At 42.6% G+C, this 13,430-nt stretch carries 10 protein-coding genes; 3 read left to right on the forward strand and 7 right to left on the reverse strand.

All coding sequences use genetic code 11. The annotated features are described in order from the left end of the window. Positions 1-76 precede the first annotated feature (76 nt). From AC1ECB_RS16120 to AC1ECB_RS16130, 3 genes are all read right to left on the reverse strand, one after another. Positions 77-2,845: an HD domain-containing phosphohydrolase gene (locus AC1ECB_RS16120; RefSeq protein WP_485664727.1), complete on the reverse strand. Its 2,769-nt coding sequence runs from the start codon at positions 2,843-2,845 to the stop codon at positions 77-79. Between the two features lie 69 nt (positions 2,846-2,914). Further along, complete coding sequence (locus AC1ECB_RS16125; protein ID WP_485664728.1) at positions 2,915-3,799, reverse strand: GGDEF domain-containing protein; 885 nt, start codon at positions 3,797-3,799, stop codon at positions 2,915-2,917. A 386-nt stretch (positions 3,800-4,185) separates the two neighbouring features. Beyond that, positions 4,186-5,148 (reverse strand): AEC family transporter, encoded by a 963-nt coding sequence (locus AC1ECB_RS16130; RefSeq protein ID WP_485664729.1) that lies wholly within the window; start codon positions 5,146-5,148, stop codon positions 4,186-4,188. 158 nt (positions 5,149-5,306) lie between these two features. Here AC1ECB_RS16130 and AC1ECB_RS16135 point away from each other — a divergent pair, with 158 nt between their 5' ends. From AC1ECB_RS16135 to AC1ECB_RS16145, 3 genes are all read left to right on the forward strand, one after another. Beyond that, positions 5,307-7,970 carry an ATP-binding protein gene (locus AC1ECB_RS16135; protein ID WP_485664730.1) on the forward strand — a complete coding sequence of 888 codons (2,664 nt, stop codon included), beginning with the start codon at positions 5,307-5,309 and terminating at the stop codon, positions 7,968-7,970. Between the two features lie 2 nt (positions 7,971-7,972). Continuing rightward, complete coding sequence (locus AC1ECB_RS16140; RefSeq protein WP_485664731.1) at positions 7,973-8,659, forward strand: response regulator; 687 nt, start codon at positions 7,973-7,975, stop codon at positions 8,657-8,659. Positions 8,660-8,791: 132 nt separating this feature from the next. Then, on the forward strand, positions 8,792-10,633 hold the full coding sequence (locus AC1ECB_RS16145) for an APC family permease (RefSeq protein WP_485664732.1): 1,842 nt from the start codon (positions 8,792-8,794) through the stop codon (positions 10,631-10,633). A 152-nt stretch (positions 10,634-10,785) separates the two neighbouring features. Here AC1ECB_RS16145 and AC1ECB_RS16150 read toward each other — a convergent pair whose 3' ends face one another. From AC1ECB_RS16150 to AC1ECB_RS16165, 4 genes are all read right to left on the reverse strand, one after another. Beyond that, entirely contained in the window at positions 10,786-11,166 is a 381-nt protein-coding gene (locus AC1ECB_RS16150; RefSeq protein WP_485664733.1) for a hypothetical protein, read from the reverse strand. Positions 11,167-11,267: 101 nt separating this feature from the next. After that, on the reverse strand, positions 11,268-12,122 hold the full coding sequence (locus AC1ECB_RS16155) for a C40 family peptidase (protein ID WP_485664734.1): 855 nt from the start codon (positions 12,120-12,122) through the stop codon (positions 11,268-11,270). Positions 12,123-12,393: 271 nt separating this feature from the next. After that, positions 12,394-12,765, reverse strand: coding sequence for a hypothetical protein (locus AC1ECB_RS16160; protein ID WP_485664735.1), 372 nt, complete (start codon positions 12,763-12,765; stop codon positions 12,394-12,396). Positions 12,766-12,864: 99 nt separating this feature from the next. After that, a complete protein-coding gene (locus AC1ECB_RS16165) occupies positions 12,865-13,224 on the reverse strand; it encodes a hypothetical protein (RefSeq protein WP_485664736.1) in 360 nt (119 codons plus the stop codon). Positions 13,225-13,430: the final 206 nt, after the last annotated feature.

Consider the following 13,430-nt stretch of genomic DNA (forward strand, 5'->3'; position numbering starts at 1 on the left):
GTCAAGCCACGGAAAAGAAACAAGCTGCCTGGGCTGTTTTAGCAATACCCACGGCAACTTTGAAACGCGTAGAAAATTATATTATCTCCTTACGAAGCATAGTAATAAATTTCTCTACCAGAACCGGATCAAACTGAGTTCCGGAACAGCGATAAATTTCGGCAAGCGCATCTTCGCTGGACATGGCCATGCGGTAGGGCCTGTCGCTTGTCATCGCATCATAGGCATCCACTATGCTGAGAATACGACACTGCAGCGGGATTTCTTCCCCGCTGATGCCGAGTGGATAGCCTTTACCATTCCAATACTCCTGATGCTTCAATACCCAGTCAGCAATCGGCTCCAAGTCTGGAGATGATTTTGCAATTCTAAATCCAATCTCGCAGTGCTGCCGCATAATGTTCATTTCATCTTCGGTTAGTTTCCCCGGCTTCTTTAGTATGCTGTCCGGAATACCTACCTTGCCAATGTCGTGAAATTTGGCAAATAGCCGTAAATCAGAAATGGCTTCTTGCGGCATCTCCAAGCTTTGTCCCATCAGTAGCATTAGCCTGCTCAAACGGTCGGCATGCCCTTCGGTGATGTGATCGCGAGCCTCAAGCGCCTTCATTAGCGTCCGGACAATCGAACCGTGGACACTTTGACTCTGATGCATCTTTTGACGATACATGTTGTTATCAGCGGTTTTAAAGACGTTTTCCACATTTACATTTTCTTCGCCCAGGGCCCATCCTAACGACAAACTGAGCGGGAGGTGGGGATTATCACCATTGTAGGCCTCCACCTGCATCCGGTAATACTGCTCCAATTCCTCCATCTGCTGTCTGGCCGAGTCGAACAGCACAATCGCAAACTCGTCGCCGCCAATCCGGGCAACATAGTTCGGCGCTTTGACCCCAGCAGCTAAAAGGCCGGCAACCCGTTTTAGAAGATCGTCCCCCTGGCGATGACCTAATGTATCATTGATCAACTTTAAGCCATCCACATCGCCGACGAAGATGCCGACACAGCAGTGTGTGCTGACCGACACCCGCATCATGTCGATTTCAAAATAAGCGCGATTATATACACCAGTCATCAGATCGCGCTGGCGGAGATATTCTAAGCCTTCCTCCATCTGCTTGCGAGCCGTAATATCGCGCATTGATGCCAGGCAGCGGGTTTTGCCGTCCATTTCAACCGGTGTGCAACTGATTTCGAGAATCAAGCGTCTACCCTTACTGTCATGAGTGTCCCGTTCATACAGCGGTTGGGGGCCCTCCGCGACCGTAGCTCGAATAACTTTTAAAGCCGCTTCTTTATTGGCGTCAGTTGAAATTAAACTAATCCCCTGCTGTTTGAATTCTTTTTCTGAATACCCGAACAATTCCAGTACCCGGCGGTTAGCCGCCAAGATTTCGCCTGTTTCCCCATCATTGACAACTAAACCGTCGCCAGCGGCATTGAAGATCTCTAGCGCCGTCTTTTGACTGCGATGCAATTCACCATATTGAAAGCGGAGTTCTTCCTCGGTGGCGACAAGTTCCTCATGGGTGGCGGTAAGTTCCTCAAAGTTTTCCCGAAGACGCTGTTCGGCCAATACTCTTTCGGTAATGTCAACTGTTGCCCCTACAACTGCTATAACCCGGCCAGTATCATCAAATATGGGAAGCAAGCGATTATTCAGATAAACCTTCCCCACCTTATGCTCGAAAAAAACGGCTTCCCCCCCTGTGGCGCGCCGGACTGCATCAAGAATATCCGGGTAATCACGGTACCTTTCAAAGGCCGAGTGGCCGACCGCTTCACCGGCCTCCAAGCCGAGCTTTTTTAATCCCAAACCTTCAGATAAAATGAAAACTCCCCTTGGATCCATAGCATAAAAAACAATTGGCGTATTGGCAACAAAAGTGCGCAGCCAGGTTTCATCCTGACGCTGCTTTCGCGCTTTGGCAATAATATAACAGAGGGAAAAAAGGATAAATAGGCTAACGCCGCCGGCAACGGCAAGGTAAATGGTGCGCCGCTGGACAAAGGGTGCCAAAGCTTCCTCCGATACACCTACCTGAATAACTACTGGATAGTCAGGCATCGTGTGGTAACTGACCTCTAATGGTCTGCCAGATATATAGTCGTAAGTAGAATAGAAACCATCTGAGACGATTTTTGTTTGACGTAAAAGGCTGGATCCGCTCATGTCGGCATCCAGTTCGGAGACATCATTGCTTGCGCGAACTATGCCATCGAATCCAATCAAGCGGATGGAATAATTCTCTGTGAAATCCATTTCACGATAAAATGTCGTAAAATAATAGGGATCCATGGCGATAATCGCCACGCCGGCGAAACTACCATCCGGATGATTGAGTCGGCGAGTCATATGTATACTTACTTTTTGCGATGTCCGCCCGACAAAAGGTCTTCCAAGATAACTCTCGCCCGTGTCAGCGGCGATATGGTAAACAAAATGAGGAACGGTAGCAATATTCACGCCTATAGCATTTTCTAAAGTACTTACCACAAAATCACCAGTAGAGTTGACAACACCGGCTGAGGCCATCGGATCAAGACGCAGTTGTCGAAACACGCGTTCTAATGCAGGAGAAAGAATGTAGGTCTGCTCATATTCAGCCTTCATGCTGTTTAAATAGAACTCGTTCGTTTTCAACACTCTGCGCACATGCTCTTCAAAAGCCCGCGCAAGTCTGTCACCATCTTGACGTATCATATCGATGGTGGCTTTATGATCATGGTCAATCTGCCATAAAGCGCCACTCCAGACGAAAATTAATAATACAGCACAAAATAAAATTATGGACCTGTCGGGAATGATCCAATTCCGTAGATATTGACCGACTCTATCCACTAATTACCCCTCCATTGTTGCCTACTATACTTTAAATCTAAAAGACTGATAACTTAACCTTGATAATGTTTACTCTCCCAAATACTTGACTCGGTTCCGGCCTTGCTGCTTGGCCAAGTATAACGCTTCGTCCGCCTTCCTGATCATTTTGGAATAGTCCTTGTCTTGTTCAACAACTACAGTAGTGACGCCGACGCTCACAGTTACATACTGTGCAGGAAGAGACTTGCCATGGTTGATTCTTAAATCTACTATCGCCTTTCTTATCTTTTCCCCAACACAAATTGCTGTTTTCGCATTGGTATTGGGTAAGACAACCGTGAACTCTTCTCCTCCGTAACGCGCAACAAAATCTTCCGGACGGTTAATTTCTTTTGCTATTACTTTTGCAACCGCCTTCAAGCAGTCATCGCCAGCAAGATGACCGTATTCATCATTAAAGGCTTTAAAATAATCAATATCAATCATAATTAATGATAACAGGCTTTTTGTTCCTATAGCGCTTAACCATTCTTTAGAAAATACTTCATCAAAATAACGCCTATTAGGCACTTGTGTTAAACCATCCATTGTCGATAAGACTCTTAGTGCCTTATTTGCCAATTCTAGCTCGCTTGTCTTAGTATCCAGACCTAATTTGAGACTACCTACAAGCCATACCATTATTGGAACAAATACTACTATGACCCCAATGCGCTGAAAATTTTCGGAGGTATATGTCAGTGGCTGAGATGGGTTAGAAAAAAAATAAAGTGAATAACTGATAACAAGAATTGCACTTACAGCACCAGAAAAAAATCCGCCCATAAAAGTAAAATATACAGTGACCGTCAGTAAAATCACATTGGGATTAGGGACTTTCAAATAATATAATAAGACTATCGCAATACCAGTAATAGCAAAGCTTAGTAGTGGCAATAACTTGTGACCAGACCGAGTAAATATTTTTCGCATACAATTCCCCACCTAATAGATATCAAATTATTTCAAGAAAATTTCTGAGGACTCTTCATCAAATTCATAAATTTTGTACATAATCAAATAACACCAAGAACAAAAGACAGCATGCAGGCAACAACAAGTAACAACTTTCATTTCGCATATTCGCGTATTATCAACTTAAATTTATCTAATTCTACCAAATGCAACAAAAATCCTACATCTACTTCTGAATACGTCTTTTTTAGGACAGATAACGCAAGCAGATGCAGACTAAACTATAACGCTAAGCCCATAGTAAAAAAACGGAGCCGTGTTGAAACGTAAGTTTCAGCACGGCTCCATTGGTATTTTAGACGCATTATCGGGGAAAGGTTTTATTTCCTCCTTAAGCTGGAGTTTTAAGCAGGAATTAAAAATTGCGCTGCATAAATGGCTAATGTCAGGGTAATGGCACTAAAAAGTGTTGAAAGCATGACAGCCTGTGAGGCAAAATCTGAGCAGCTATCGCATTCAACCGCTATCAGTGCAGTATTGACAGCAGTAGGAACCGCGTGGGCAATAAATACTGCTTGGGCTACAACGCCAGTTAAACCCAGCAAGTGGATATAGCTAAGCGCCAGCAATGGGCCAATGATAAGCTTAATAAAAACAGAAAGATGAACCTCTACATTTTTAAGATCGAAGTTTGTTTTGGAAAGTTGGACCCCTAAGGTTATCAAAGCCATTGGAACAAGTCCACTTTTCAGATATTCTAAGGTTGGCCAAAAGGGAGTTGTCGTAATATCAAGCTGTATACTTTTGAGAAAAAGCGCCAGTGGTATGGCGTATATAGAAGGCATCTTCAAAATTGTCTTGACAGATTCTTTTTTACTGCTGTTAGCCCTACCGGCATTAAAAAAGCCCAATGTATTTACAGATATATTCTGGATAACAAGAATAATAATCTGGGCAGTGATCGCCTCATTGAGATATGGCGTTTTTCCATCAATTACAAAAGGAGCACTACCGAATACAAGGGTTATCAGCGAAACGCCAATGTTACCGGAATTATTAAACATGATGGAATTCTTAAAAGCATTGGTAAGCCCTATATCGTAGTTGCGAATTTTAGCAATGATTCGGGCAATCATATCGTTGGTTATAAGCATCAGTACTCCACAAAAAAGGACTTTTAACATACTCAGTTTAAGGTCTGTTGTATATAAATTAACAAAAATAAATGCTGGTACAAATAAGTAAAACATTAATTTACTTAAGCTAAATATATGTAAATCAAATTTTTTACTGAGTAAAAATCCTAGACTGATCAATAAAAATATCGGTATAATATTATGACTCAATATGTGAAAAAAAATAGACATGCCGGACAACTCCTATTCTAAAACAGTAAATATGTATTGTATTGTCCCACTGTTCACATGTTTAGTCAAGCTTATTAGAGTAAAATTCACCAACTCTTTCTTTTGAAATAGGAGTATACTTAAAGATAATTAATTAAGAAAGGACTACTATAAAATCCATGAAACAAATAGTAGAAAACCGGGGTAGTTTGACGGTTTTTTTAGGAGCCGCTCCTGGAGTTGGTAAAACGTATACAATGCTTGAGGCCGCTCATCAACGGCTTAATGAAGGTTATGATGTAGCTGTTGCCTGGGTTGAAACACATGGTATGCCTGATACAGAGCGGCTGCTGGAAGGACTGCCACAAATACCGGCACGCTTTAGTAATATTCAAGGCAAGATTTCTCCTGAGCTGAATATTGATGTCATTCTCAAACGAAAACCAAAGCTAGTCTTGGTAGATGAATTAGCCCATGCCAACATTTCTGGTTCCCGCCATGTCCGTCGTTTTCAGGATGTAGAAGAACTTCTTACCGCTGGTATTAATGTTTATACAACACTTAACATTCAGCATATCGAAAGTTTAAATGATATTGTTGCCCAGATAACCGGAGTTATCGTTAATGAGACAGTTCCTGACCGTATTCTCGAAAAAGCAGCTAGTGTCCAGCTTATTGACATTCCTCCCGAAGAATTGCTTAAGCGTTTAAAAGAAGGCAAGGTCTATATTCCGCCTCAAACCGAACAATCCATACGTAAATTTTTCCGTACCGGTAACATTAATGCCTTGCGTGAAATGTCTTTACGCTTTACGGCCAGCCGCGTAGACAAAGATATGAGCGAGTATATGCACGAGCACAAAATAGATGGACCATGGCCGGCAGCAGGTCGCGTAATGGTCTGTGTTAGTTCCAGTCCCTTTTCGGCGCAGTTAATAAGGGCTGCACACCGGTTAGCCGCAGGTATACAAGCTGAACTAGTGGCCGTCCATATTGAGACACCTGCCCGCCGTTTTCCTGTAGGCGACAGGGAGCGAGACAGGGTAACCAGAAACATGCGTCTTGCTGAAGATCTTGGAGCCAAGCCATTGACAATCGTCGGAAAAAACCTTGTTCAGGAAATTATTGAAGTTGCCTGTGTGCAAAATGTTTCAGCTATCGTTATCGGTAAGCCTCAACACAGCCGTCTATGGGAACTTTGGCACGGTTCATTAGTTGATAAGCTAATTCGAAATAGTGGCGGGATAAATATTTATGTAATCCGAGGTGCCGCTGAACAAGATCCAGACACCTGCATCCGAACAACACCAAAAGAGAAAGGGGTTAATTGGCGTCAATATATTGGCGGACTAGCCATGACTATGTTAGCCACACTGTTTTCTCTGTTTTTTGAGGAAAAGATGGGACTCATCAACATTGCCTTGCTATACCAGCTCCCGGTAATTATGAGTGCTTTCTGGTGGGGAAGATGGCCTTCTTATTTTACTGCACTATGCGGACTAGCTGCATTCGATTTTTTGTTTGTTCCGCCAACTTGGACTTTCACAGTTGCCGATATTCACTATCTTTGGAGTTTTATAATCTTTTTGATTATGGCCTTTGTAATTGGCGGTCGAACAGAGTTATTACGCAGCGAGGCAGCTTCCGCCCGTCAACGTGAACGAAGTACCCGTGCTCTTTATCAGTTTAGCAGAGAGATTGCTGGTATTATTGATCTAGAATTGATTTCCCAGGAATTAGCGAAACAAGCTGCTGAAACGGTGGGTAGATCTTTTGTTGTGATGCTGCCGGACAATTCAGGACATCTATCTATACGGGCTGAAAGTTATTCAGGAATAAATAGGAATAAGAACACTCTGCAAAACACAATCGAGATGACTGCTGCCGCCTGGAGTTTCAAACATGGTCAGGCAGCCGGCCGATCGACTGATACACTTTCGGACGCCATGTATTTATATATTCCACTCAAAACTACCGACAATATTGTAGGCGTATTAGGAGTACATGTAAAAGAAAAAAATGTACTCCCAGAGGAGAAACGCCTAATTGATGCTTGGACCGGACTGGCAGCCATTGCCGTAGAACGCGTAAAACTGGCGGAACAGGCCAGAGGAGCATCCTTACTTTTAGAATCAGACCGATTACGCACGGCACTATTTAACTCTATTTCGCATGAATTAAGAACGCCACTATCTTCCATTATTGGATCTGTTTCCACCCTTGTTGAAGCGGAAGATATGTATTCTAAGGACGCCAGAGGTGAACTACTGGAAACGATTCAAGACGGAGCCGCAAGAATGGAGCGAATTGTAGCAAACCTTTTGGATACAGCCCGTCTTGAGAGCGGAATGATGCAGCTTAAAATTGATTGGTGTGATATCGAAGACATAATCGGAGCTTCGCTTAATAGGCTTAGAGAAATAACCAAACGGTATTCACTAACTGTTACTATTGATCCTGCTCTTCCGATGTTGAAAGCTGACTGCGTCTTATTAGAACAAGTCTTGATTAACATAATCGACAATGCCATGAAATATTCCCCACATGACAGCGAAATCCTGATAAGTGCTGAACCCAAAGCAGGAACCGTTGTAATCTCGGTTTCCGATAACGGCGTAAGCATACCAGAAGAAGACCTTAGCAAAGTATTTGATAAATTTTATCGGATACAGCAGCCCAAACATGTCAGTGGCACCGGGTTGGGTTTATCAATATGCAAAGGCATCATAGAAGCACATGGGGGCTTGATTTGGGCGGAAAGAAGACCTGGCGGGGGAACCACGATTCGATTTCAAGTTCCGGTGGTAGAAGAAGTCGTAATCCCAGAAAGGATAGTGAAGTAATTATGCAAAAAGGAATGCGGGTTCTGATTATTGATGATGAACCACAGATTAGAAAACTATTAAAGGTTGCTCTTGGCGCACATGGGTATGATATTGATGAATCAACAACAGGGGTTGATGGTATCAGTCGGGCGGCTACTTTTAAACCGGACATACTCATTATTGATTTAGGACTGCCTGATATAGATGGTAAAGATGTCGTTAAATCGATACGGGAATGGTCACAAACACCCATTATTGTGTTAACGGCACGCGATCAAGAACAAGAGAAAATAGATGCTCTTGATGTTGGCGCCGATGATTATGTAACTAAGCCATTTAGTGTCGGAGAGCTCATGGCCAGGATGCGGGTATCTCTAAGGCGGGCGGCATCCTCAGAACATGAACCTGTTATAACCTGCGGCGATCTTGTTGTTGATCTGGTACAAAGACGGGTAACGGTAGCCGGAAGAGAAGTAAAACTGACACCAACCGAATATGAACTAATCAAAATATTAGCCCAGCACCGGGGACGGGTACTAACCCACAAGCAGTTATTAAAAGCTGTTTGGGGTACAGCCTACAATGAAGATACTCACTATATCCGGGTATATATCGGACAATTACGCCGGAAAATTGAAGACAACCCGACGCAGCCGCGCCATATCATTACCGAATCGGGAGTTGGTTACCGGTTAATGGATCATTAATCAGCTTGTTTCACGGTTCTTTATACTTTCTTTACATCATTGGGCTATTTCTTGACGACATCTTTGCTACTAAAGAAGTTACAATATAGCTGTCTATAAAGGAAATAACATCAATGATTGAGAGGCGTATCTATGTACCATCAGCTAAGAAAGTTATTTATCGGTCGTCCATTGCATAACCGTGAGCTCTCCGCTGAGCATTTGCCCAAGTGGAAAGCGCTATCCATCTTTTCCTCAGACCCGCTCTCGTCGGTTGGTTACGGACCTGAGCAAATTGCTGTCACTTTGGCTGTACCGGGGTTACTGCTTTATGGCTACATTGGCTATGTTGCTGCCGCTATTTTAGTATTACTAGCTATTGTTACTATTTCTTACGTCCAGGTATCTCAGGCTAATCCCGGAGGTGGCGGCTCGTACGCCATAGCCATGAAAAATATTGGAGAATTTCCCGCCTTAGTTGCTGCCGCATCCTTATTTGCCGATTATACTTTGACAGTAGCGGTTAGTATTTCCTCTGGAACTGAAGCTTTACTATCTGCCTTTCCCTCTCTGATCAGTTCAGAAGTCACTATCAATTTATGCGTCTTGTTTGGTATCTTAATGATTGTTAACCTACGGGGTGTAAGGGAATCCTCCAATGTTTTCGTATTGCCCACCTATCTGTTTGTACTCAGCATATTTGTCCTAATTGGCGTAGGGGCTTATCAAGCTTTTACCGGTGCAACTCCTGCCATTCCTGCCGAATCTTCTGTGCGGCAGCCCTTTGACTGGATGGTGTTAGCGCTATTGCTACGCGCTTTTGCTAATGGCTGTAGTTCAATGACAGGTGTTGAAGCTATCTCCAATGGCGTTCCCATGTTCCAAAAACCACAGGCCGCTAATGCCATCAAAACAACCTTTTTTATGGCAGGAATGTTAGCTATTATGCTAGCCGGAACTACCTTTTTAATTCTCCATAACCATATCATGCCCCAGGAAAATGTAACCATGCTTTCTCTGTTAGCAGAAGAAACGTTAGGGCGTGGCTGGATGTACTATTTCCTCCAACTAGCAACCATGTTGGTACTATATTTAGCAGCTAATACCTCCTATAACGGATTGCCTTTGTTGCTATCGATACTGGCGAAAGATGGTTATATGCCGCGCTATTTGGGAGCAAGGGGGGAACGTCTAAGTTTTTCTAATGGTATTATTCTTTTGAGTGTATTTGCCGGGGCTTTAATCACGGGATTTAATGGCAACGTTGAGCACTTGATCTCATTGTATGCCATTGGCGTATTTCTCTCTTTTACCATTGCACAAACCGCACTGGTTGTCCATTGGCGCCGGGAAAAAGGACCCAAATGGAGAATACGGGCAATTATCAATGCCTTTGGCGCTGTTATTACCGGACTTGTTGTATTGATTATTGCATTTACGAAATTTTTTCATGGTGCCTGGATTGTGCTGCTCTTTATTCCCGCGATGATCTACATCTTCAAAGCCATAAAACGACACTATACCGATATGGCGGAACAACTACATTTATCAATTGCTGATTGGAAATCTTTAAAACAAGGGCCAACAGGAAAAAATATAATAGTAGTACCGGTATCGAGTCCTACTAGTGTTGTAGTTCAGACAATGAGATACGCTTATTCCATTAGCACAGATGTTATTGCTTTACATGTTACTACTGACCGGGAAATGGGACGCAAGGTAGAGGAAAAGTGGAAAATATGGGATCCCGGAGTGCGATTGATAACTGTATATTCCCCCTATCGTCTTGTTATTGATCCGATCATCCATTTTGTTGAAAAGTTACAAAGTAATAAAGCTGCTGAAGATTTCATTACTGTCTTGATTCCTGAATTTGAAACTAAGAAATGGTGGCACAGATTCCTTCATAATCAAACAGGGTGGATATTACGAACTTTACTTATATTAAAGAAAGATGTAGTGGTAGCCACAATTCCTTATCACCTTAAGAAGTAGTCCCCCACTCCTGGTCCGCCACCTTTAGCGTGTATTCAGAAACATTTTAATTCCATGGATAAGATAAAGAGCCGCTATCTAACTGCAAAATGCAGATAAATAGCGGCTTCTTAGTCTCTAAAATTTTTCAGGGCCCCTTACATCATTTTGCGTTACTTATAATTAATCGCGCCTTTGCCCGAATTATTATAATAATAAGTAATTTGTGAGATTTGGGTTAAATCATAATCCTTCTTTTCCCACGTCCACACATGCCCGCTACTGTCTTTGACTCTGAAGTTCCACCACTGGATATTGCCGGAATTATCAAAGCTGATATCAATGCTGTCGTCTGCCGCCAAAGCCGAGCCATCCATTAAATTTTCTTCCCAATTATCACTGTCAGCCGGTGCTACCCAAAAACCAACGATACTATAAGGTGAATTATTCACCAAAGTAAAATCCTGGCTACCGGCCAACCCCACACTTGGCAACACCATCATCACCAACAGTAAAAGCACACCTACAATCAATCTTTTTTTCAAATAACCCACTCTATACACCTCCATTAATCTTTAACGTGCTGAATCCGCGTCCTGTAAACAGGCCCTGTTGCAAGGGATTATTTCATTCGATCTACATATATCACCTCCTTTTAGCGAAAGCGTCGCCCACCCACAATGTATTTTTTATTCCAGTTATCAAAGGAACTCACCGTTACCACCCCTGTGGCGCCCGGCCCGGCACCGGATGTATTCTGCGCATCAATATATTTCCCATTGCCGATATAAATCCCCACATGCTCCGGTTCTGCACCATGCCAGGCAAAGAACACCAAATCTCCTGGCAGTAAATCCCTAAAACTGATGGATTCCTGGCGATGATACTGGAGGTCAGCAGTACGCTCAATATTTATTCCAAGCTGTCCAAGGACATAGTAAGTAAGTCCGGAACAGTCAAAGCCAGTTTCTGGCGTCGAGCCTCCCCACACATATGGCTTGCCTTTCATTTGCATCGCAATATCCACAATTTTGTCGCCTAGACCTGCCGGTGCCGCTTTCACCGGCTCCGTTTTGCTGTCACCACCAAATACAAGCTGTGCGGAACCATCATGAATATCAAATTTTCCAAAGGTCACCAGCTTGGCATCGGCACCTTCAGGAAAGGGTTCGTCCTGATAATAGCGAAATTTACTTGGCGTCACAATCATCTGGATATTATCACTTCTGTCACCGCCATGCCATGCCGTGCTGAATGCAAACGCGTAAGGCAAATCTTTAGAATTGGGGAAAGAATATTCTTTCCAGCCATTGGCCGGCACGCTATACCAGCCGACGCAAAGCCATTTGTCAACGTTTTCATCATAATACAGAACCGAAAAAGTCTTGGACTGGTCATAATGATTGGCTACGGTAAGCCTAAAGGCGGCCGCAGGTGGTGCTGCGGCACTGCAGACTATCGCCATCAATACTAGAATAATCATCAGCTTTCTTGTTACTTGTAACAACATCTCTATAAAATTCCTCCTAGTCACTCCGTAATCTCCTAATCCCATTTTCGTTAAATTACCAGCGTATCCCCAACCCAGTGGTTAGACATTGTTAACCTTGACAAAACGACTTTAGAGGATAAGCAGCAATTATGTGGAAAACCCACAAAAAAACTAATTCATTATAATAATAAAATGAATTAGCATTTTGCGATACTATCCGAAAGTATACTCTTGGGGTATCACGGAGACAGTGATATTGATATTTTACTCATGCATCTTACAAGCGAAGCTACGCTGTAGTAATAGTATGCGAGGGACCAACAGTAACAATCTCAGCTACGTCAATTCGAATGTTGTCACCGACAATGTAATATGTTTGAATTGGCCCAGGAGCACTAGCGTCTCCGGGTATTTTTCTAACAGGCTCTGTCAATTCTAAGGTAATAAATTCTGCTTCATTTTCCACTTCTACTTGACCTACAATTGTAAGCTCGACCAGTGAATTTTTGTTCTTTCTGTTACCGATGTTGTCATCGTTATCGTTCTCAGTTGGGCGCTCTCCATCCAAATCCCGTATGGCTCCTGTTAACACAAGTCTATTTGTCGTTATTATAGTTACAGTGCCAACACACAAATCAATGAAATCTTCTTTTTTACTCATAGCTATTTAACTCCTTTATATAATTTTGACCCATACCTGACATTTCATCCTCGTGATGACCGGTTTTATAGCGTAAAAAACACAAGATTAACCATCCGCTTAAACAATAGGCCGAGAGGGACTGACTGTTACTATCTCAGCTACATTTATTTGAATAATGTCACCATCTTCGTAATATGGTTGCTCTACTGGAGACTCGCCGCTATCTGGTACAGCAAAAAGGGGCTCTGTTAATTTTAGAGTGATAAATTCCGGGACAAATTCAACTTCAACTGCATCCCCGATTTCGACAGACTGTACCAAATTATCTTCGTGTCTGATGCAGTTACCATCTTTCGAGTCTCTAGGTGATGAATTATCATCCCGTAAAATCCGCCCTATTAGTATAAGGTCATTTGCTGTTACCACAGTTACGGTACCAACACATAAATCAAAATCAACACCGTTAGAATTCGTCATAACTCTTAACTCCTTTACATATAAATTGAGCTTCAATTACTATATACTATTCATGATAGATGCAAGGTGTTAGAGTTTATGAAAAGTAAATCATCCAATAGTACTATAAACTCATAAGGTGTTATTGAATAACTAAAAAACTAAATAAAAAAACCGACCTATTATCAAGTCGGTTTATCTGTTGATCAGCAATGTATCTGTTTAAA

This window comes from Sporomusa sp. 246TCP1 (assembly GCF_057319775.1).

Excerpts from the sequence above, each read along its gene's own strand:
- AC1ECB_RS16135 (WP_485664730.1), top strand. The coding sequence starts at position 5,307 with ATGAAACAAATAGTAGAAAACCGGGGTAGTTTGACGGTTTTTTTAGGA.
- AC1ECB_RS16125 (WP_485664728.1), bottom strand. The coding sequence starts at position 3,799 with ATGCGAAAAATATTTACTCGGTCTGGTCACAAGTTATTGCCACTACTA.
- AC1ECB_RS16140 (WP_485664731.1), top strand. The coding sequence starts at position 7,973 with ATGCAAAAAGGAATGCGGGTTCTGATTATTGATGATGAACCACAGATT.
- AC1ECB_RS16155 (WP_485664734.1), bottom strand. The coding sequence starts at position 12,122 with ATGTTGTTACAAGTAACAAGAAAGCTGATGATTATTCTAGTATTGATG.
- AC1ECB_RS16165 (WP_485664736.1), bottom strand. The coding sequence starts at position 13,224 with ATGACGAATTCTAACGGTGTTGATTTTGATTTATGTGTTGGTACCGTA.
- AC1ECB_RS16145 (WP_485664732.1), top strand. The coding sequence starts at position 8,792 with ATGTACCATCAGCTAAGAAAGTTATTTATCGGTCGTCCATTGCATAAC.
- AC1ECB_RS16130 (WP_485664729.1), bottom strand. The coding sequence starts at position 5,148 with ATGTCTATTTTTTTTCACATATTGAGTCATAATATTATACCGATATTT.
- AC1ECB_RS16160 (WP_485664735.1), bottom strand. The coding sequence starts at position 12,765 with ATGAGTAAAAAAGAAGATTTCATTGATTTGTGTGTTGGCACTGTAACT.